This window comes from Hydrocarboniphaga sp. (assembly GCF_965279055.1).
Taxonomy (GTDB): Bacteria; Pseudomonadota; Gammaproteobacteria; order Nevskiales; family Nevskiaceae; genus Hydrocarboniphaga.
Genome location: NZ_OZ257125.1, coordinates 3233461 through 3252760, shown reverse-complemented (window position 1 = coordinate 3252760; position 19300 = coordinate 3233461). Strand labels below are relative to the sequence as shown.

The 19300-nt window shown below is 67.0% G+C and carries 17 protein-coding genes; 13 read left to right on the top strand and 4 right to left on the bottom strand.

From position 1 onward, the window contains the following. The first annotated feature begins 3 nt into the window (after positions 1–3). The 3 genes from ACQZF9_RS14735 (at position 4) to ACQZF9_RS14725 (ending at position 2432) form a co-directional block, all read left to right on the top strand. Entirely contained in the window at positions 4–699 is a 696-nt protein-coding gene (locus ACQZF9_RS14735; protein ID WP_428309717.1) for a histidine phosphatase family protein, read from the top strand. A 156-nt stretch (positions 700–855) separates the two neighbouring features. Further along, positions 856–1305, top strand: a complete 450-nt coding sequence (locus ACQZF9_RS14730) for an acyl-CoA thioesterase (protein ID WP_428309716.1) — start codon at positions 856–858, stop codon at positions 1303–1305. A gap of 2 nt (positions 1306–1307) precedes the next feature. Then, positions 1308–2432 (top strand): zinc-dependent alcohol dehydrogenase family protein, encoded by a 1125-nt coding sequence (locus tag ACQZF9_RS14725; RefSeq protein WP_428313438.1) that lies wholly within the window; start codon positions 1308–1310, stop codon positions 2430–2432. An 87-nt stretch (positions 2433–2519) separates the two neighbouring features. On the opposite strand, the gene ACQZF9_RS14720 is transcribed toward ACQZF9_RS14725, so the two are convergent. After that, positions 2520–3569: an NAD(P)-dependent alcohol dehydrogenase gene (locus tag ACQZF9_RS14720; RefSeq protein WP_428309715.1), complete on the bottom strand. Its 1050-nt coding sequence runs from the start codon at positions 3567–3569 to the stop codon at positions 2520–2522. Positions 3570–3724: 155 nt separating this feature from the next. Between ACQZF9_RS14720 and ACQZF9_RS14715 the strand changes: the two genes are divergently transcribed. The 3 genes from ACQZF9_RS14715 (at position 3725) to ACQZF9_RS14705 (ending at position 6461) form a co-directional block, all read left to right on the top strand. Next, entirely contained in the window at positions 3725–4045 is a 321-nt protein-coding gene (locus ACQZF9_RS14715) for a 2Fe-2S iron-sulfur cluster-binding protein (RefSeq protein WP_428309714.1), read from the top strand. Positions 4046–4075: 30 nt separating this feature from the next. Then, a complete protein-coding gene (locus tag ACQZF9_RS14710) occupies positions 4076–5104 on the top strand; it encodes a phosphotransferase family protein (protein ID WP_428309713.1) in 1029 nt (342 codons plus the stop codon). A gap of 172 nt (positions 5105–5276) precedes the next feature. After that, positions 5277–6461, top strand: coding sequence for an acetyl-CoA C-acyltransferase (locus tag ACQZF9_RS14705; protein ID WP_428309712.1), 1185 nt, complete (start codon positions 5277–5279; stop codon positions 6459–6461). A 138-nt stretch (positions 6462–6599) separates the two neighbouring features. Here ACQZF9_RS14705 and ACQZF9_RS14700 read toward each other — a convergent pair whose 3' ends face one another. Then, on the bottom strand, positions 6600–7079 hold the full coding sequence (locus tag ACQZF9_RS14700; RefSeq protein ID WP_428309711.1) for an SET domain-containing protein: 480 nt from the start codon (positions 7077–7079) through the stop codon (positions 6600–6602). A gap of 131 nt (positions 7080–7210) precedes the next feature. On the opposite strand from ACQZF9_RS14700, the gene ACQZF9_RS14695 reads away from it, so the two are divergent. After that, positions 7211–8104 (top strand): LysR family transcriptional regulator, encoded by an 894-nt coding sequence (locus ACQZF9_RS14695; protein WP_428309710.1) that lies wholly within the window; start codon positions 7211–7213, stop codon positions 8102–8104. 42 nt (positions 8105–8146) lie between these two features. Here ACQZF9_RS14695 and ACQZF9_RS14690 read toward each other — a convergent pair whose 3' ends face one another. Beyond that, complete coding sequence (locus ACQZF9_RS14690; RefSeq protein WP_428313437.1) at positions 8147–8614, bottom strand: flavodoxin family protein; 468 nt, start codon at positions 8612–8614, stop codon at positions 8147–8149. Further along, a complete protein-coding gene (locus ACQZF9_RS14685; RefSeq protein WP_428309709.1) occupies positions 8611–9420 on the bottom strand; it encodes a D-hexose-6-phosphate mutarotase in 810 nt (269 codons plus the stop codon). The genes ACQZF9_RS14690 and ACQZF9_RS14685 overlap by 4 nt, the downstream gene beginning before the upstream one ends. Positions 9421–9543: 123 nt before the next feature. On the opposite strand from ACQZF9_RS14685, the gene ACQZF9_RS14680 reads away from it, so the two are divergent. The 6 genes from ACQZF9_RS14680 to ACQZF9_RS14655 all read left to right on the top strand — a co-directional run bounded on the left by ACQZF9_RS14680 (position 9544) and on the right by ACQZF9_RS14655 (position 19173). Beyond that, a complete protein-coding gene (locus tag ACQZF9_RS14680; protein ID WP_428309708.1) occupies positions 9544–10464 on the top strand; it encodes an outer membrane beta-barrel protein in 921 nt (306 codons plus the stop codon). Between the two features lie 112 nt (positions 10465–10576). Continuing rightward, positions 10577–12358, top strand: coding sequence for a pilus assembly protein TadG-related protein (locus tag ACQZF9_RS14675; RefSeq protein WP_428309707.1), 1782 nt, complete (start codon positions 10577–10579; stop codon positions 12356–12358). A 78-nt stretch (positions 12359–12436) separates the two neighbouring features. Continuing rightward, a complete protein-coding gene (locus ACQZF9_RS14670) occupies positions 12437–12775 on the top strand; it encodes a DUF1820 family protein (protein ID WP_428309706.1) in 339 nt (112 codons plus the stop codon). Continuing rightward, a complete protein-coding gene (locus tag ACQZF9_RS14665; protein ID WP_428313436.1) occupies positions 12775–13536 on the top strand; it encodes an MBL fold metallo-hydrolase in 762 nt (253 codons plus the stop codon). The genes ACQZF9_RS14670 and ACQZF9_RS14665 overlap by 1 nt, the downstream gene beginning before the upstream one ends. 190 nt (positions 13537–13726) lie before the next feature. Then, positions 13727–17572: a phosphoribosylformylglycinamidine synthase gene (gene purL, locus ACQZF9_RS14660; protein ID WP_428309705.1), complete on the top strand. Its 3846-nt coding sequence runs from the start codon at positions 13727–13729 to the stop codon at positions 17570–17572. Positions 17573–17589: 17 nt separating this feature from the next. Then, positions 17590–19173, top strand: a complete 1584-nt coding sequence (locus tag ACQZF9_RS14655; protein ID WP_428309704.1) for a thioredoxin family protein — start codon at positions 17590–17592, stop codon at positions 19171–19173. The last annotated feature ends 127 nt before the right edge of the window (positions 19174–19300 follow it).

The window sequence follows — 19300 nt, the reverse complement described above, 5'->3', positions numbered from 1 at the left end:
ACGATGGGCGCGATTTACCTGATACGTCACGGCCAGGCCTCGTTCGGCGCCGCCGACTACGACGCGCTGTCGCCGCTGGGCGTCGAGCAGTCGCGCCTGCTCGGCGCGGCGCTGAAGCAGCGCGGTGTGGAAGTCGACCGCATCGCCAGCGGGCCGATGCGACGTCATCGCCAGACCGCGGAAGCCTGCCTCGAAGGCCTGGGCATTTCGCTGCGCTGGGACGAGCATCCGGGCTGGAAGGAATACGACCACGACGAAATGATCGCGCGCTTCGACGAGCGCTACACCGATCCGGTGGAACGCCACCGCTATTTTGCGAACGAGACCGATCCACGCCGTGCGTTCCAGGCGATGTTCGAGCAGGCCAGCGAGCGCTGGATCGGCGGCGAGCACGACGGCGAGTACAGCGAGAGCTGGCCGGCGTTCAACGCGCGCGTCAACGGCGCTTTGCGCGATCTGCATGCCTCACTGCAAGGCTCGAAAACCGCGCTGGTGTTCACTTCCGGCGGCGTGATCGCGTCGATCACGGCGGATCTGATGCGCGTGCCGCTGCGCGACGCCGCCCGGCTGAACCGCATCATCGCCAACGCCTCGGTGACCAAGCTGATCTACAGCGACCGCGGGCTGTATCTGTCGACGTTCAACGAGCACGCGCATTTCGAGGGTGAGCGGTCGAAGCAGTTGATCACGTATCGGTGAAGGCCAATGGTTTTCCCAACACCAACCACCCTCCGTTCGTCCCGAGTAGCCGCTTGCGGCGTATCGAGGGAGCCGATCGCGATCCGGCCCCTCGATACGCTCACTGCGTGAGCTACTCGGGACGAACGGGCTGTGTAGTACCTTTCAGAGAATGACATGCCGCCTGAAAACATAGCCGCCAGCCGCGAAAACTATCCCTACGTGCAGCGCATCAGCACGCGCTGGAAAGACAACGACGTCTACGGCCACGTCAACAACATCGACTACTACGGCTTCTTCGATACCGTCATCAACACCTGGCTGATTCGCGAAGGCGGGCTGGACATCCACAACGGCGAGGCCATCGGCTTTTGCGCCGAATCGCACTGCAAATATCTCAAGGCGCTGGCGTTTCCGGACGCGGTCGACGCGGCACTGCGAGTCGCGACCATCGGCAACAGCAGCGTGCGTTACGAGATCGCGCTGTTCCGCGAAGGCGATACCGAAGCCGCCGCGGAAGGCTGGTTCGTGCATGTATTCGTTGCGCGTGATACGCGCAGGCCGCAGCCGCTGCCCGACAATATTCGGGCGTGCCTGCAGCGCCTGCAGAAGGAGGAGAGGAAATGAGCATCCAAGTCACCGGCGCGGTACTCGAAGCCTCCGGTCTGCCGTCACCGTATGCGCAGTCGCAGCCGCTGAAGCTGCGCACACTGCAGCTCGATGCGCCGGGCCGCGGCGAACTGCTGGTCAAGGTCAGCGCGGCCGGCCTGTGCCATAGCGATCTGTCGGTGATCGAGGGCGCGCGGCCGCGGCCCTTGCCGATGGTGCTCGGCCACGAGGCCGCCGGCCGCGTCATCGGCATTGGCGCGGACACCCAAGGCTTTGCGATCGGCGACCAGGTGGTGTTTTCGTTCGTGCCGACCTGCGGGCATTGCGCGCCCTGCGCCAGCGGCCGTCCGGCGCTGTGCGAGCCCGGTGCGGCGGCGAACACCGCTGGCAGCCTGCTCGGCGGCGGCCGGCGCTGGCACCTGGATGCGGCGACGCCGAATCATCACCTCGGCGTCTCGGCTTTCGCCGAAGCCACCGTGGTCTCGGCCCATTCCGCGGTGGTCATCGATTCGCGTCTGCCGGCGGAAATCGCGGCCCTGTTCGGCTGCGCGGTGATGACCGGCGTCGGCGCCGCGGTGAACACCGCGAAAGTGCAGCCCGGCGAAAGCGTCGCGGTGTTCGGCCTCGGCGGTGTCGGCCTTGCGGCGCTGCTCGGCGCGCGCGCGGCCGGCGCGTATCCGCTGATCGCGATCGACGTGTTGCCGGCCAAGCTCGAACTGGCCACAGAACTCGGCGCGACGCATGTCGTCGCGGCGGGCGAGGGCGCAGTCAAGGAGATTCGCGACATCACCAAGGGCGGTGCGCAGACCACGATCGAAACCGTCGGCAACGAAATGGTGCTGGCGCAGGCTTACGCCGCAACGCGCCGCGGCGGCACCACGGTCACCGCTGGCCTGCCGCATCCGAGCAAGATGTTCTCGGTGCCGGCCGTCAGCCTGGTCGCGGAGGAGCGCACGATCAAGGGCTCGTACATGGGCTCGGCGGTGCCGAGCCGCGACATCCCGCGCTATGTGGCGCTGTATCGCGCCGGGCTGCTGCCGGTGGATCGATTGCTGACGCATCGACTGCGGCTCGACGAGATCAATGCCGGCTTCGATCGGCTGGCGCGCGGGGAAGCGGTGCGGCAGGTGGTGTTGTTCGATTGATGCTTTGACCTGTAGGAGCGGATCCTATCCGCGACTGAGGCCTTGAAGAGCACAGTCGCGGATAGGATCCGCTCCTACAGTCGAGGATCAGCGCTTCAACGACGCCAGATCGATGACGAACCGGTACTTCACATCGGCCTTCTCCAGCCGCGCGTAGGCCTCGTTGATCTGCTGAATCTGGATCATCTCGATATCCGAGACGATGCCGTGCTGCGCGCAGAAATCCAGCATTTCCTGGGTTTCGCGCAGGCCGCCGATGAACGAGCCGGCGAGGCTCTTGCGGCCGAAGACGACGCTGCGCGCGCTGAACAGCGTGGGCTTTTCCGGCAGGCCGACCAGGCACAGGGTGCCGTCGTTTTTCAGCAGGCGCAGATAGGCATTGATGTCGTGCTCGGCGGACACCGTGTCGAGAATGAAGTCGAAGCGGCCGGTCTGCGCCTTCATCTGGTCGGCGTCGCGTGAAATCACCACGTCGCTGGCGCCCAGGCGCAGGCCGTCTTCGCGCTTGCTCTCGGAGCTGCTGAAGAGCACCACCTCGGCGCCGAGCGCGCGCGCGATCTTCAGGCCCATGTGGCCGAGGCCGCCGAGCCCGACGACGCCGACCCGCTGGCCCGGCCCGACCTTCCAGTGCCGCAGCGGCGAATACGTGGTGATGCCGGCGCACAGCAGCGGCGCGGTCGCGGCCAGATCCATGTTCTGCGGAATCTTCAGCGCGAAGCGTTCGGCGACGACATAGTTGTTTGAATAGCCGCCGTAAGTCGGGATGCGCGTACCGCGCTCGTAGCCGCCGTAAGTACCGGTGGGTCCGCGCTCGCAGAAGTGCTCGTCGCCCTGCTGGCAGGGCGAGCATTCGCGGCAGCTGTCGATCAGGCAGCCGATGCCGGCGTGATCGCCGACCTTGAACCGGGTCACCGCGCTGCCGACTTTCACCACCTTGCCGACGATCTCGTGGCCCGGCACCAGCGGATAGCGCGCGCTGCCCCAGTCGTTGTTGGCCGCGTGCAGGTCGGAGTGGCAGACGCCGCAGAACAGCGCTTCGATCAGCACGTCGTGCTCGCCGGGCTCGCGGCGCTCGAAGTTGAACGGCGCCAGCGGCGCACGCGCGGCGGTCGCGGCGTAACCAATCGAAGTGATCATCGGATGTCCTGTGCTCGAGGTCGTCTATGACCCGATTCTGCCACGTCCGCCACGATCGCCGTCCTGCGCTAAAGAACTGGTTTGTGTCGCGCAGGCAGCCGTTACACTAGAGCGGCGTCGGCACCACGGCCGGCTTCAACACGGCTGAGGAGCCCATGCCCAAGATCACCTTCGTAGAACACAACGGTACGCAGCACATCGTCGAGGCGCCGATCGGCAAGTCGGTGATGCAGGTGGCGGTCGACAACATGCTGCCCGGCATCGTCGGCGATTGCGGCGGCTGCTGCAGCTGCGCCACCTGCCATGGTTACGTCGCGCCGGAATGGGCGGCCAAGCTGCCGCCGGTGCAGGAAGACGAGGAAATGATGCTGGAAGGCGCGCTGCACACGCGGCCGACCAGCCGGCTGACCTGCCAGATCGTGGTCGGCCCGGACATCGACGGCCTGGTCGTCGAGCTGCCGGTCAGCCAGTTCTAGGCGGCTACACGCGCACCGCGAGCACCGATGATGACCAGCTCCACGCCCGACCGTCTGGGCTTCGACCCGGCGAGGCTTCAAGCCTTCCTGCAGCAGAAATTGCCCGGATTGCGCGGCGACATGCGCCTGCAGCGCATCGGCGGCGGCCAGTCCAACCCGACGTTCTTCGTCAGCTTCGACAACCGCAAGCTGGTGCTGCGCAAGCAGCCCGGCGCGGACATCCTGCCGGGCGCGCATGCGGTGGATCGCGAGGCGCGGATCATGCAGGCACTGGCGCAGACCGACGTGCCGGTGCCGACGGTGCTGTTCTTCCACGGCGAGCGCGATATCGTCGGCACGCCGTTCTATGTGATGGACTGTCTCGAAGGCCGCGTGTTCGAAAGCTACGAGCTGCCGGGCGTGACGCCAGCCGAGCGCCGCCAGATGTACCGCTCGATGGCCGAGACGCTGGCGCGCCTGCACAACGTCGATTTTGCCGGCATCGGCCTGGCCGACTACGGCAAGCCCGGCAATTATTTCTCGCGCCAGATCGGCCGCTGGGGCAAGCAGTGGCGCGACACCAAGGTCAAGGAAGACGCGGCGCTGGAGCGCCTGCTGGAATGGCTGCCGGCGAATATCCCGGCGAGCGACGAGTCCAGCATCGCGCACGGCGACTATCGCGCCGGCAATCTGATGTTTCACCCGACCGAGCCGCGGGTGATCGCGGTGCTCGACTGGGAGCTGTCGACGCTCGGCCATCCGTTGGCGGATCTCGCGTATCACTGCATCGCCTGGCACACGCGGCCGGATGAATACTACGGCCTGCGCGGCATCGATCTGGCCGCGCAGGGCATCCCCAGCGAGGCCGAGCACATCGCGGATTATTTCCGCGTGTCCAGGCGCCAGGAACCGATCGCGGATTTCCATTTCGTGTTCGCGCTGTTCCGCATCGCGGTGATCTTCGAAGGCATCGCCGCGCGCGCCAAACAGGGCATCGCGGTGGCCGACAACGCCGAGCAGGTCGGCCGCCTCGGCGCGGTGTTCTCGCAGCGCGCGATGGAGATCGTCGAGCGTCGCTGAAAAGCTGAGGCTTTGTAGGAGCGGACCCTGTCCGCGACTGTGCCCTGCCAGTTTTCCATCGCGGACAGGGTCCGCTCCTACAAGGCTTCATCGGGTTGAACGCGACCCCTGCATTTGGCAGAGCACCGCCGTTTCGGGGGACAATACGCGGACTCAAACTGGAGAATCCCGCATGTCCGCCGATCCCGTCGTCATCGTCTCAGCCGCCCGAACCCCGATGGGCGCTTTCCAGGGCGCGTTCAAGGACGTGCCGGTGACGGAGCTCGGTGCGGTGGCGATCCGCGGCGCGCTGGCCAAGGCCGGGCTCGACGCCAGCGCGGTGTCCGAAGTGCTGATGGGCTGCGTGCTGACCTCCGGCGTCGGCCAGGCGCCGGCGCGCCAGGCGGCGTTGAAGGCCGGCCTGCCGATGGGCACGCCGAGCACCACCATCGGCAAGGTCTGCGGCTCGGGCATGAAGGCGGTGATGATCGCGGTCGATGCGATCCTGGCCGGCAGCGCCGACATCGTCGTCGCCGGCGGCATGGAGAGCATGACCGGCGCGCCCTACCTGATGAGCAAGGGCCGCGCCGGTTACCGCATGGGCCATGCGCAGATCTTCGACAGCATGATGCTCGACGGCCTGGAGGACGCCTACGAAGCCGGCCGCTCGATGGGCACCTTCGGCGAGCAGTGCGCCGAGAAATACCACTTCAGCCGCGAAGCCCAGGACGCGTTCGCCACCGCCTCGGTGACGCGCGCGCAGGCAGCGATCAAGGACGGCGCCTTCCTCGACGAAATCGTGCCGGTCACGGTCAAGGACCGCAGCGGCGAGACCGTGGTTTCGGTCGACGAGGGCCCCGGCAAGATCAAGCTCGACAAGATCCCGGCGCTTAAAGCCGCGTTCAAGAAGGACGGCACGATCACCGCCGCGTCCAGCTCGTCGATCAACGACGGCGCCGCGGCGCTGGTGCTGATGCGCGAAAGCGAAGCGAAAAAGCGCGGCCTCAAGCCGCTGGCCAAAATCCTCGGCCACGCCGGCCACGCGCAGGAGCCGGCCTGGTTCACCACCGCGCCGGTCGGCGCGATGAACAAGCTGTTCGCCAAGATCGGCTGGAAGGCCGAGGACGTGGACCTGTACGAGATCAACGAGGCGTTCGCCGTGGTGCCGATGGCGGCGATGGTGGAAATGAACATCCCGCACGACAAGGTCAACGTCCACGGCGGCGCCTGCGCGCTGGGCCACCCGATCGGCGCCAGCGGCGCGCGCGTGCTGGTGACGCTGCTGCATGCGCTGAAGCGCACCGGCGGCAAGCGCGGCGTGGCGACGCTGTGCATCGGCGGCGGTGAGGGCACGGCGGTGGCGGTGGAGCTGGTCTAGTTTCGCTGGACAACCCCTCTCCCTCCGGGAGAGGGGCAGGGTGAGGGCCTCGAGGTTTGCGCTGAACTCGAACGCCCTCATCCGCCGCTGGCGCGGCACCTTCGCCCGGAGGGAGAAGGGCAGAAGCGCAGAGGTTCCCTAAGCCTTGGCTCGGCTCTTGGGCTTGAGCATCGTGCCGATGCACTTGGGGCTGCCGCAACGGCATTCCCAGATCTTCTTCAGCCGCGCGGTCTGCCTGACTTCGAGCGTGATGCCGTAGTCGTACGTCAGCTCTTCGCCGCGCTTGATGTCGCGGATCGCCTCGATGATCACCTGGTCCTTCTTGGTGCGGCCCTTGGCGTCTTCGTGCAGCACCGCCTGGCAGTTCGGGTCGCAGCTGTAGTTGATCCAGCGTGCATCGCTGCCATCGATATTGGCGTCGATGATGTAATCGTCGTTGAGCGTGAACAGGAAGGTGTGGCCGGTTTCTCCGCCGTCGCCGTAGTGCTTGTCGGCGTACTGGTGCGTGATCAGCTTGCCTTTGTACTCGATGATTTCGGTGCCGGCTTTGATGGTGCGGGCGGCGAACACGCCGGTGCCGTGGATGGAGGAGCGGCGGACAGTGATGGCTGAGGTCATGGGATTGGCGGCTGGACAGCCGGTATTGTGCGTCAGCCTGACCACAGCGGGAAAGGTGCCAGGGCAGGCATAATGCCGGCCATTGCCTGACCATTATTAGAGTCCTGCCCCAAAGGCGGCCCGAGAACCCCATGGAGTTGTACCAGCTCAGAAGCTTTGTCGCGGTTGCCGAAATGCGTCATCTGACGCGTGCCGCCGAGAAGCTGCACATCAGCCAGCCGGCGCTGTCGGCGCAGATCCGTGCGCTCGAAGACACGTTCGCCGTGCCGCTGTTCGAGCGCACCCCGGCCGGCATGATGCTGACCGCGGCCGGTCGCCGGCTGCTGCCGATGGCCGAGAAAGTGCTGTCCGCGGCGCAGGCGATGCGCAACGAGGCGCGCGCGATCAAGGGCGAGATCGGCGGCATCGTCCGCGTCGGTACCGTCTCCGACCCCGATTTCATCCGCGTCGCGCCGTTCATGAGCGCGACCATGAGCCGCTACCCGCTGGTCGAGATCGAGTTCCACCACGTCGTCACCGGCGAGGCTTTCGAGATGGTCCGCGACGGCGGCCTCGACGGCAGCTTCTATTACGGCAACCTCAGTCACAACGACGTCGTCGCGGTGCCGCTGCGTGAAGTGGTGTTCCGCATCGTCGTGCCCAGCGCCTGGAAAGAGCGGCTCAAGGACAACAGCTTCGCCGAGATCGCGACCCAGCCCTGGGTGATTCCGCCGCCGATCAGCACGCATCACGAGCTGATCAGCAAGCTGTTCAAGCAGCATGGTGTACGCCCGTCGCGCATCGTCGAGGCCGACCACGAGGCGGTGATCAGCTCACTGGCCATCGCCGGCCTGGGCATTGCGCTGATGCGCGAGGAAAAAGCGCTGGAGCGTGCGCGCAGCGGCGAAGTGATGCTCTGGGGCGATGTGCGCCTGGCGACCAAGCTGAGCTTCATCCACGCCAAGGAACGCAGCGACGACCCGATCATCCGCGCGATGGTCGGCATCATCCGCGAAGTCTGGGCGCCGGATCTGTCGTTGCCGTAACGGCGGTAGCGAACGGGATTTTGTTAGGCTTTCAAAGACGCTTCAGAACACGCCGACGCTCAATCCCGCCGCCAGCATCTGCCCGATCTCTTTGGCCTGCGCCAGGGCCGCCGCGTCCGGCTCGCCGATCACGATCAGCGGCTCGGCCACCGCATTCCACGCAAAGCCCGTCGCGATACGCTCGATACCGCGGACCGCGCCGCTGCCGTCGTTGCCGGCGCTGATCAGCAGCGCATAGGGCAGCGCGACACGTCGGCCTTCGCAGGGATAGTAGGTGCGATCCAGAAAATCCTTGATCGCGCCGCTCATGTAGCCGAAGTTTTCCGGCGTACCGATGAGCAGGCCGTCGCAGGCCATCAGCTCGGCCACGCCGGCCTGCAGGCCATGCAGCAGCGTGGTCTCGACTTCCCCGGCGAAGTCGGCGGCACCTTCCAGCGCGGCGTCGATCAGCGCGCGGGTGCGGCCGGTCTGGCTGGAATAAACCGCCAGCAGGCGCTTCTTCGGCATCAGCTGCTGCGCAGGGTCTGCGAGCCGGACCAGGTTTCGCCCGGCGCCAGGTGCACCGGCTTGCCGATCACCGCGGCCTCGATGCACAGCATGCGCTGATAGCCGCCGTCTTCCATGTCGGCCAGCGCCGCGCCTTTTTCCGCGCCGGGATTCCACACCACGGTGTCGCTGAAACCCTGTTGCTCGATCTGCAGCCGTCGCGTCGGCTCGACCAGTTCGAGCCGTGCAGGCGAGTCGAAATAGATCCGGTCGACTTCGCCGACGATCGCGAGCTGCTCGGCGCGCTCGATTGCCTCGGCATTGCCGTTGGCGGTGTCGCGATAGCGCAGGCCTTCCAGCCCGAGCACGCGCACGTCGGTGATCGCGGCGACGCGCAGATACGTGTGCAGGGCCGTGGTGAAAAGCATCGCCGCGTCGCCGCTGTTGGTGACACTCAGCGACACGCGCAGCTGCGATCCTCCGATCTCGATGCTCAGCTCGCAGCCGAAGGCATGCGGCCAGATCGCGCGCGTGGCGGCATTGTCCTGCAACGCAAGGCGCGCGCGATCGGCGCGCTGATCGACCAGGGTCCAGGGCTGGGTGCGCGCGAAGCCATGCTTGGGCAGCGGTCCTTCACCGGCGAACTGCGGAAAAATCACCGGTACGCCGCCGCGGATCGCGACACCCGGCGCGAAGCCGGAGCGTGCGCTCAGGAACAGCAGATCGTCGCCGGCCGCATTCCACCAGCGGCTCAGGTGCGCGCCCTGGGCGTGAATTTCAGCGCGGGCGCCGTCGGCGGCATGCAGGTTCAGTGGCGCGGGCAGGGTCATCGGCGTCAATGCTGGGGCCGTCGGCGGGAGAGCCCGATGCTGCGGCATCATGACGGCCGGCTCAAGCGGTACGGACACTGCATGCCGTAAGGGCAGGGGATGCCACCAACCAAGGAGCGATCCGTGAATTCTTCTCATCTGATCAAGGTTCTACCGGCCGCGGCCGCCGCTGCGCTGCTGATGGTCGCCGGCACCGCGCAGGCCGAAGGCCCGCCGTTCATGAAGGACCTCGCCGCCGATCGCGGCGAAACCCTGCCCATGCCCTACGGCCTGGCCCTGGTCTACTCCAACACCAAGCAGGATCTGCAGCTCGACAACCTCGACGTCACGGCCAACGGCAATCCGACCAGCGCCAGCAGCCTGCTGCACCTCGGGCGTTCCGACATCAAGGCCAGCACGGTGCTGCTCAAGGGCGATGTCTGGCTGCTGCCGTTTCTCGACGTGTTCGCGTTCGTAGGCCAGGCCAGCAACAAGCTCAAGGTCGACTACTCGGTCAATGGTGCCGAAGTCGCGGACTACTACGGCTCGACCGCCTGCGACGATCCCTCGGACCGCCCGGCGTTCTGTGAGCGCAACTTCACCGGCACCATCGACCGCGACACCGACGCGGTCAACTACGGTGGCGGCGCGCTGCTGGCGATCGCCAATGGTCCGGCGTTCGCGCTGATGGGCCTGATCTACGCCAAGAGCGACGCCAGCGACGGCGACACCAAGGTCGAGACTTTCACCGCCTCGCCGCGCGCCGGCTGGCGCTTCGCCACTGCCAGCGGCGGCAGCGTCGCGGTCTATGGCGGCGCCAGCTTCGTAGACAGCAAGGTGGAGCTGAGCAGTCAGCAGGTGTTCGCGACCGGTGCGCCGGCCGGCGGCAACGTGCCGCAGGAAGTGGTGCTGGACTACTCGGTGTCGCAGAAGAACGAGGACGACTGGAGCTATCTGGCCGGCGTCAACTGGGACATCAGCCGGCGCTGGACCTTGCAGGGCGAGTACGCGCTCGGCGCCCGCGAAGGCCTGCTGACCTCGCTGGTATGGCGCTTTGGCGGCTAGCATGTGCGTTGCGCCGCCACGGCTGTCGGCGCAAACCTGACCGCTCGACGGAAGATCGGAACCGCGCCTCGGGTTTTGACGCGTAATGGCGGCAGCGATCACGGGAGCGGTCATGGGCGGCAGGAAGCAAGGCAAGACGCGGGGCACTGCCTATCAGCGCGGCGCGGTCGCGATCTGGGTCGGTGTGTCCATCGTCGCGATGATGACGGCGACCTTCCTGGCGATCGAAACAGGGCGGCTGTACTTCGCCCAGCGCGACCTGCAGCGCATGGCCAACCTCGCCGCGGTCGCCGGCGTGCAGGCCGCCAGCGGCTGTGCCGGCGCCAACAGCAACGGCACGCTCGGCAGCCTCGACGACATCACCACGCTGGTGCAGAACTTCATCGTCGCCAACGGCGGCGAGGTCAACACCCTGGTCGGCATCAACGGCTACGACCCGGTCGAACTCGGCCACATGGTGTCGCAGGGCGAGCTGCGCGTGTTCAGCCCGCTGCCGGCCGGTGATCGCAACATCACCTCGGTGCGCGTCAATTTGCGCAAGGCCCGACCGACGCCGTTTTCCGGCTTCCTGACCGGCGGCGGCGACCTGATCGCCTCGGCCACGGCAGAGCAGCCGGCGATCGCCTCGTTCCGGCTGGGCACGACCTTGCTGAATCTCGACCAGGGCGCGCTGAACACGCTGCTCTCCGGCCTGCTCGGCGCCAATGTCAGCCTGACCCTGCTCGATTACCAGTCGCTGCTGCGCTCAACGGTCAGTCTGCAGAGCCTGATGCTATCCGCCGGTGTCACCGATCTTAGCCAGCTGCTTGCGGTGCAGACCGATCTCCCCGGCGCGCTGCAGATCGTCGGCGACGCGCTGGCACTCGGCAGCAACAGCGCTTCCGCTGCCGCTGCCGGCCTGTTGACCGGGCTGGCCGGCACAGCCAATCCGGGGGCGGCGTCGACGCCGTTCGCGGCGGCGCTGGGCAATCTGGGCGCCTCTCTTAACCCGGCGGTAACCGATGCGCTCGCCGCGGTTCCGCTGATCGATGGCCTGGGCCTGCTGACCGCGCTGGGCCAGTCCGCCGCCAACGGCGGCACGATCAACGTGCCGGTGTCGATACCGGGCATTCCGGGGCTGGTGAGTTCGGGCGTGTTCCTGGAGATCAAGCAGCCCGAGCAGCTTGCATCCGGGCCGGCGGGCGTCGACGAATCCGGTCAGCCGCTCACCTCGGCGACTTCGTCGCAGGTGGTGCTTAAGGTTCGGTTGAATACGTCGCTGGGCGATCTCGCCAAGATATTGCTGGGCATCGATGTACGGGTTGCCAACGGCTATTCGCGGTTGCTGAGCATTGATTGCCCGGGTCTCGGGCAGCCGTACGCATCGGCCGATATCGCGACCACGACCTCGACCCTGACTGCCACGCTCGGTACCTTCAAAAACAAGGACGCATCAGTCAACCCACCTCAGGACCTGATCAGCGGTGACGCCGTGTCGGTCGCGTTCAAGCTGGTGACCGTTAATGTGACGGCCAACCAGAGCCCGCAGACCATTGGCACCACCGTCACCCAGACTGCGACCGGGCCCTTCCCGGAGCCCGAGGCGCTGCCGACAATCAATAGCACCGGCAATCTGACCTCGATACTGACTTCCTTGGCCATGTCGAACATGAAGGTCGTGATCGGTATAGCTCCATTCGCGTATACGCTACCCGTCGACAGTTTGCTGGCTTTGCTCACGCCGATCTTCCAGGTGCTCGACGCCGTGGTGCTCGACCCGCTGCTGAGCGCGCTCGGCGTCGGCATCGGCGAATCCGGCGTGACCGTCACCAGTATTACGGTCCCCCAGGCGCAGAAAGTCTCGATCTGCGTGCCGGGCGGGCCGATTGGAGCCGGCGAGCGCGGCTGTCCCTGATCGGGCTGCGGCTTGCTTGTGACTCCGGGCCGCGGCCCGGATAATCGCTGCGCCATCGGCCTGCCGTCGCCTCACAGAATGTCTTCCGCCACCCGTCTCTACCGCGTCAGCTTCCACAACCAGAACCAGGTCTACGAGGTCTACGCGCGCCAGGTCAGCCATGGCGGCATGCCGGGTTTCGTCGAGATCGAGAAGCTGGTGTTCGGCGAGCGCAGCACGGTTGTCGTCGACCCGACCGAGGAGCGGCTGAAGACCGAGTTCGAGAACGTCGAACGCTTCTATGTGCCGCTGCATGCGGTGATCCGCATCGACGAGGTCAGCAAGCAGGGTGCGGCGCGCATCGTCGGCGGCAGCGAGGGCGGCGCCAAGGTGATGCCGTTTCCGATGTACACCTCTCCCGATACGACTCGCCGGTGATGCGCTTCGCGATGCTCGGCTCCGGCAGCCGTGGCAATGCCACGCTGATCGAGGCCGGCGGCACGCGCGTGCTGGTCGACTGCGGCTTCAATCTCGGCGTCACCGAAGCGCGGCTGCAAAGACTCGGCGTCGAGCCCGGCTCGATCGCGGCGATCCTGGTCACCCACGAGCATGGCGATCATCTGGGCGGGGTCGCGCGGCTGGCGCGGCGCCATGGCATCGAGGTGTGGATGACCGCCGGCACCTGCCTTGCCTGGGGCGACAGGCGCACCGACCAGGTCCGGGCCTTCAGCCCGCACGAGGAATGGAACATCGGCGAACTGCGCGTGCAGCCCTATCCGGTGCCGCACGATGCGCGCGAGCCCTGCCAGTACGTGTTCGGCCACCGCGGCCTGCGGGTCGGCATGCTGTCCGACGCCGGCGCGGTGACGCCGTACATGCGCATGATGCTCAGTGCCTGCGACGCGCTGATGCTGGAGTGCAACCACGACGCGGCGATGCTCGCCGGCGGGCCGTATCCGTACAGCCTCAAGCACCGCGTCGGCGGCGGCCTGGGGCATCTGAACAACGCCCAGTCCGCCGAGCTGCTGCGCGAGGTCGACTGCAGCCGGCTGCAGCACCTGGTGCTCACGCACCTGTCGGAAACCAACAACACCCCGGAGCTGGCGCTGGCCGCGGCCCGCGACGCGCTGCAGGCGGCCCCTGGCTGGCTGGTCTGCGCGCACCAGGACGAGGGGCTGGGCTGGCGGGAAGTGGCGTGAACCTGCCTTCCCTCTCCCCTTGTCGGAGAGGGTGTCGCGTAGCGACCGGAGAGGGGTTGCGAAGTAGCAGCGTACAACCCCTCTCCCGGCCCTTCGGGCCACCCTCTCCCACAAGGGGAGAGGGGAAAAGTCGGTGCATATGAGACAATAGAGGCCGTCCCCGCAACGCCCCTGTGCACCAGGATCGTCGATGCCCTTGCTCGTATTGCCCGGCACCGCAAGTCTTTCTTCCTTCCGTCTCCAGCGCCTGCACGATGAACTGCGACCCCTGGCCCCTGGCCTGGGTGCGCTGAAGGTTCTGGATTTTTACCTGGTCGACGTCGGGGCCGATGCCGCAAGCACCTCCGAGTCGGACCTGCGGCAGCTGGTCGGTGAAGGGCCGGTCGCGTTTCCCAAGGCCGAGCTGAGCCTGTTCGTGGTGCCGCGCGTCGGCACCTTGTCGCCCTGGTCGTCCAAGGCCACCGATATCGCGCGCGTCTGCGGCCTGAGCGGCGTGCAGCGCATCGAGCGCGGCCGCGCCTACCTGCTCGAAGGCGTCGCCGAACTCGGCGTCGCCTCGCAGCGGCTGCTGCACGATCCGATGATGGAATCGGTGCTGCTGGATGCGGCCGCGCTGCAGGACGTGTTCGCGACGCCGCCGCGGCGGCCGCTGCGCACGGTCGACGTGCTCGGCAGCGGCGCCGGCGCGCTGAAAGCGGCGAATGCCGACTGGGGCCTGGCGCTGTCGGAGCAGGAGATCGAGTACCTGGCCGCGCATTACACGCGCGCCGGCAAGAACCCGACCGACGCCGAGCTGATGATGTTCGCGCAGGTCAACTCCGAGCACTGCCGGCACAAGATCTTCAACGCCGAATTCACCGTCGACGGCGCGGTGCAGCCGCACTCGCTGTTCCAGATGATCCGCCTGACGCACGCCGCCTCGCCGCAGGGCGTGCTGTCCGCTTACACCGACAATTCCTCGGTGATCGAGGGCCACCAGGCGATGCGCCTGTTCGCCGACAGCGATCACGTCTACCGCGCTCACGACGAGCCGGTGCACATCCTGATGAAGGTCGAGACACACAATCATCCGACCGGCATTTCGCCGCATCCGGGTGCCGCCACCGGCGCCGGCGGCGAAATTCGCGACGAGGCCGCGACCGGCACCGGCTCGCGGCCGAAAGCGGGCCTTGCCGGTTTCACCGTCGCCAATCTGAAAATTCCGGGCTATACGCAGCCCTGGGAAGCGCCGCTGTCGCGGCCGACGCGGATGGCCTCGGCGTTGCAGATCATGATCGACGCGCCGCTCGGTGCGGCCGCTTACAACAACGAATTCGGGCGGCCGAACCTGAACGGTTATTTCCGCACGTTCGAGGCGATCACCGCCGACGGCCGCAATCGCGGCTATCACAAGCCGATCATGATCGCCGGCGGCTACGGCAACATCCGCGCCGGCAATGTGCTCAAGCAGGAGGTCGTCGAAGGCGCCAAGCTGGTCGTGCTCGGCGGCCCGGCGATGCTGATCGGCCTCGGCGGCGGCGCCGCCAGTTCGATGGCCACCGGCAGCAGCCACGAGGCGCTGGATTTCGCCTCCGTGCAGCGCGCCAATCCGGAACTCGAACGGCGTTGCCAGGAGGTCATCGACGCCTGCTGGACGCTGGGCGAAGCCAATCCGATCCTGTCGATCCACGACGTCGGCGCCGGCGGTATTTCCAATGCGCTGCCGGAGCTGGTGCATGCCGACGATCGCGGCGGCGTGTTCCAGCTGCGCGACGTGCTCAGCGCCGATCCGTCGCTGTCGCCGATGGAAATCTGGTGCAACGAAAGCCAGGAGCGCTACGTGCTGGCGCTCAAGCCCGACGGCCTGGCGATGCTGGAAGCCGCCTGCGCGCGCGAACGCTGCCCTTATGCGGTGGTCGGCGTCGCCACCGCCGAGCGCCAGCTGATCGTCGAAGACGCGCTCGGTGATGCGCGCGCGGTCGACATGCCGATGCCGGTGCTGCTCGGCAAGCCGCCGCGCATGCAGCGCAACACGCGTCGCGAAAAATCGCTGACGCGCCGCTTCGATACCGGCGCGATCGACATCAAGGACGCGGCGCAGCGGCTCTTGAGGCTGCCGACGATCGCGTCGAAGAACTTCCTGATCACGATCGGCGATCGCACCGTCGGTGGCCTGACCGTGCGCGACCAGATGGTCGGGCCGTGGCAGGTGCCGGTGGCGAACTGCGCGGTCACCGCGACCGGTTTCGAAGCGACCACGGGCGAGGCGATGGCGATGGGCGAACGCCCGCTGCTGGCGCTGCTCGACGCGGCCGCGTCGTCGCGCATGGCGGTCGGCGAGGCGATCACCAACATCATGTCGGCGAGCATCACCAGGATCGAAGACATTCGCCTGTCGGCGAACTGGATGGCCGCCTGCGGGCAGAATGACGAAGACGCGCGCCTGTTCGACGCGGTGAAAGCCATTGGCGAAGAACTGTGCCCCAAGCTCGGCATCGCGATCCCGGTCGGCAAGGACTCGCTGTCGATGAAGTCGGTGTGGAGCGCCGACGGCAAGCCGCAGACGCAGACCGCGCCGGTCACCGCGATCATCTCGGCGTTCGCGCCGGTCGCCGATGTGCGCCGCACCCTGACGCCGCAGTTGCGCACCGATGCCGGCGAAACGCGGCTGCTGCTGATTGATCTGGGCAACGGCAAGCACCGCCTCGGTGGCTCGGCGCTGGCGCAGGTTTTCGGTGAAGTGGGCGAGACCGCGCCGGACCTGGATCATCCCGAGCAGCTCAGCACGGTGTTCATGCTGGTGCAGTGGCTCAACACCAAGAACAAAATCCTGGCGATGCACGATCGCTCCGACGGCGGCCTGTTCGTGACGCTGGCGGAGATGAGTTTCGCCGGCCACGTCGGTGTCGACATCGAACTCGGCGATCGCGATGCCGCGGCCGCGCTGTTCAACGAGGAGCTCGGCCTGGTGCTGCAGGTGCGCAGTGAAGATGTCGGCGACATCCTGGCGAAGGCGCAGCGCGCCGGTGTCAGCGCCTGCGACATCGGCACGCTCAACGCGAGCGATCGCATCGTCATCGACATCGCCGGCAAGACCGTGCTCGACGAGGCGCGCCAGAGCCTGCACAAGACCTGGGCCGAGACCAGTCACCGCATCGCCGCGATGCGCGACAACCCGGACTGCGCGCGCCAGGAATTCGATGCGATCGGCGAAGCCGAAGATCCGGGCCTGAGCCTGCATCTGAGCTTCGTGCCCGACCACGCGCCGAGCTTGCTGAGCGCGCGTCCGCGCGTCGCGATCCTGCGCGAGCAGGGCGTCAACGGCCATATCGAAATGGCCTACGCATTCCAGGCCGCGGGCTTCGAGGCGGTCGACGTGCATATGTCCGACGTGCTCGAAGGCCGCGTGCGCCTGAGCGAGTTCGTCGGCCTCGCCGCCTGCGGCGGCTTCTCCTACGGCGACGTGCTCGGCGCCGGCCAGGGCTGGGCCAAGACCATTCTGTTCTCGCAGCGCGGACGCGAGGAATTTGCCGCCTTCCTGGCCGATCCGCGCAAGTTCGCGCTCGGGGTCTGCAACGGCTGCCAGATGTTCGCGGCGCTGAAGGACATCGTGCCCGGCGCGGCCGCATGGCCGGCGTTCCGCCGCAATGCCTCCGAGCAGTTTGAAGCACGCTGGGGCATGGTCGAAGTGCTGCAAAGCAAGTCCATTCTGTTCGATGGCATGGCCGGCTCGCGCCTGCCGATCGCGATCGCGCACGGCGAAGGCCGTGCGGTTTTCACTCAGGACGGCGACATGAAAACGCTGCAGGATGCCGGCCAGCTCGCGATGCGCTTTCTGGACAACCACGGCCGCGCCGCGACCACGTATCCGGCGAACCCGAACGGCTCGCCGGAGGGTCTGACCTCGGTGTGCAACGACGACGGCCGCGTGACCATCCTGATGCCCCATGCCGAGCGCACCATCGCCGGCGTCACCGGCTCGTGGTGGCCGCAGGCTTTCGACGGCAAGACGCCGTGGTTCCGCATGTTCCAGAACGCGCGCCGCTGGGTGGCCTAGCGGCGTAAGGATCGGCTATGAAGTTTTTGTATGCGTCTGCCGCGCTGGTCAGTGCGGCGCTGCTGCTCTCCGCCTGCCACAAGAAGGAGCCGGAGACGCCTGAAGCCAAGGTCGTCGAGTTCGTGCCGGCGGCGCTGATCCCGAACGAAATCGACTGGCGTGAAGGCAATGTCGACGAGGCTTTCGCCGAGGCCAGGGAAAAGAACAAACCGGTCTTTTTGTACTGGGGCGCGCGCTGGTGCCCGCCGTGCAACCAGCTGAAGGCGACGGTGTTCAAGCGCCCGGCCTTCATCCAGCAGACCCAGCAGTTCGTCGCCGTGCATCTGGATGGCGACGAGCCCGGCGCACAGCGTTGGGGCGAATACTTCGGCGTGGTCGGCTACCCGACGCTGATCGTGCTGCGCAACGATCGCACCGAGCTGACGCGCATCTCCGGCGGCACCGACGTGGAGCTGTTCCCGAAAGTGCTGGCGATGGCGCAGAAGCAGACCGCGACCGCGGCCGAGCTGCGTGATCTCGCGCTGAAATCGCCGGACCAGCTCAGCGCCAACGACTGGATGCTGCTGTCGAACTACGGCTGGGACGTCGATCTGGATCGGCTGTCCGGCGCCGGGCAGAGCGCTGCTCTGCTGAAAAAACTGGCCGACGTGTGCCCGGTCGAGGCGCTGCGGCCGCGCTTCGCGATCCTGGCGCTGGCAACCGCGGTCGGCGAGGGCGACGACTCAGCAGCGACGCTGCCAGCCGATCAGCAGGCGTCGGCGCAGGCGCTGCTGCTGGCGGTGATGCAGGACCGCGCGCAGCTGCGCGCGAATCACGGCGAGCTGTCGTACCAGGGCGCACAAATGATCGCCGCGGCCAGCCCGGCGGGCTCCGATGCGCGTCGCAAGCTCGGCGAAGCCTTGGGTACCGCGATGGATCAGGTCTACGCCAACGACAACCTGCCGGTGCTGGATCGTCTCGACGCGGTCAACGCCGAAGTCGAATTCGCCAAGCTGCAGAACGGCGACAAGGCGCCGCTGCCGCCCGCGCTGGTCGACAAGGTGCGTGCGCGCGCGGCCTGGGCCGACGCGCAGGCGAAGACGCCGTTCGAGCGCCAGGCGGTGATCAGCAGCGCCGCCGGCCTGCTGCAGGACGTCGGCGACAACGCGCGCGCCGAGCAGATGCTGCTGGCCGAACTCGGCAAGTCGCAGGCGCCGTATTACTACATGCCGCACCTGGCCGAGCTGGCGCAGCTGCGTGGTGACAACAAGCAGGCCGCGGACTGGCTGCGCAAGGCCTACGAGGCCTCCGATGGCCCGGCGACGCGCGCTCAGTGGGGCGTCAACTACGTCAAGGGCCTGATCGAACTGCAGCCCAAGGACAGCAAGGCCATCGAGGCCGCGGCGACGCAGCTGATCGACGAGGTCGCGGCGAACCCGGACAGCTATTACCAGCGCACGCGCACGCGCTTCGACAAGCTCGCGGTGACGCTGAAAAGCTGGAGCACGAGCAATCAGCAGGGGCCGGTGCTGCAGCGTCTGCGCACGCATATGGCGGGGGTCTGCGGCAAGCTGCCGGCGGATTCCGAAGCGCTGGGTAGCTGCAAGGGCTGGCTGGCCTAGCTGCGATCACCGTAACTGTTGGAGCGGCCCTTGGCCGCGAGTGCCGGCGAAGCCTCAATCGCGGCCAAGGCCGCTCCTACAGGCTCAGAGCGATCGTCGTTCCTGTATGCAAAAAAGGCCGCTTTCG

Coding starts and splice junctions, on each gene's coding strand:
- ACQZF9_RS14735 (WP_428309717.1), top strand. CDS start 4: ATGGGCGCGATTTACCTGATACGTCACGGCCAGGCCTCGTTCGGCGCC.
- ACQZF9_RS14730 (WP_428309716.1), top strand. CDS start 856: ATGCCGCCTGAAAACATAGCCGCCAGCCGCGAAAACTATCCCTACGTG.
- ACQZF9_RS14720 (WP_428309715.1), bottom strand. CDS start 3,569: ATGATCACTTCGATTGGTTACGCCGCGACCGCCGCGCGTGCGCCGCTG.
- ACQZF9_RS14715 (WP_428309714.1), top strand. CDS start 3,725: ATGCCCAAGATCACCTTCGTAGAACACAACGGTACGCAGCACATCGTC.
- ACQZF9_RS14710 (WP_428309713.1), top strand. CDS start 4,076: ATGACCAGCTCCACGCCCGACCGTCTGGGCTTCGACCCGGCGAGGCTT.
- ACQZF9_RS14705 (WP_428309712.1), top strand. CDS start 5,277: ATGTCCGCCGATCCCGTCGTCATCGTCTCAGCCGCCCGAACCCCGATG.
- ACQZF9_RS14700 (WP_428309711.1), bottom strand. CDS start 7,079: ATGACCTCAGCCATCACTGTCCGCCGCTCCTCCATCCACGGCACCGGC.
- ACQZF9_RS14695 (WP_428309710.1), top strand. CDS start 7,211: ATGGAGTTGTACCAGCTCAGAAGCTTTGTCGCGGTTGCCGAAATGCGT.
- ACQZF9_RS14685 (WP_428309709.1), bottom strand. CDS start 9,420: ATGACCCTGCCCGCGCCACTGAACCTGCATGCCGCCGACGGCGCCCGC.
- ACQZF9_RS14675 (WP_428309707.1), top strand. CDS start 10,577: ATGGGCGGCAGGAAGCAAGGCAAGACGCGGGGCACTGCCTATCAGCGC.
- ACQZF9_RS14670 (WP_428309706.1), top strand. CDS start 12,437: ATGTCTTCCGCCACCCGTCTCTACCGCGTCAGCTTCCACAACCAGAAC.
- ACQZF9_RS14665 (WP_428313436.1), top strand. CDS start 12,775: ATGCGCTTCGCGATGCTCGGCTCCGGCAGCCGTGGCAATGCCACGCTG.
- purL (WP_428309705.1), top strand. CDS start 13,727: ATGCCCTTGCTCGTATTGCCCGGCACCGCAAGTCTTTCTTCCTTCCGT.
- ACQZF9_RS14655 (WP_428309704.1), top strand. CDS start 17,590: ATGAAGTTTTTGTATGCGTCTGCCGCGCTGGTCAGTGCGGCGCTGCTG.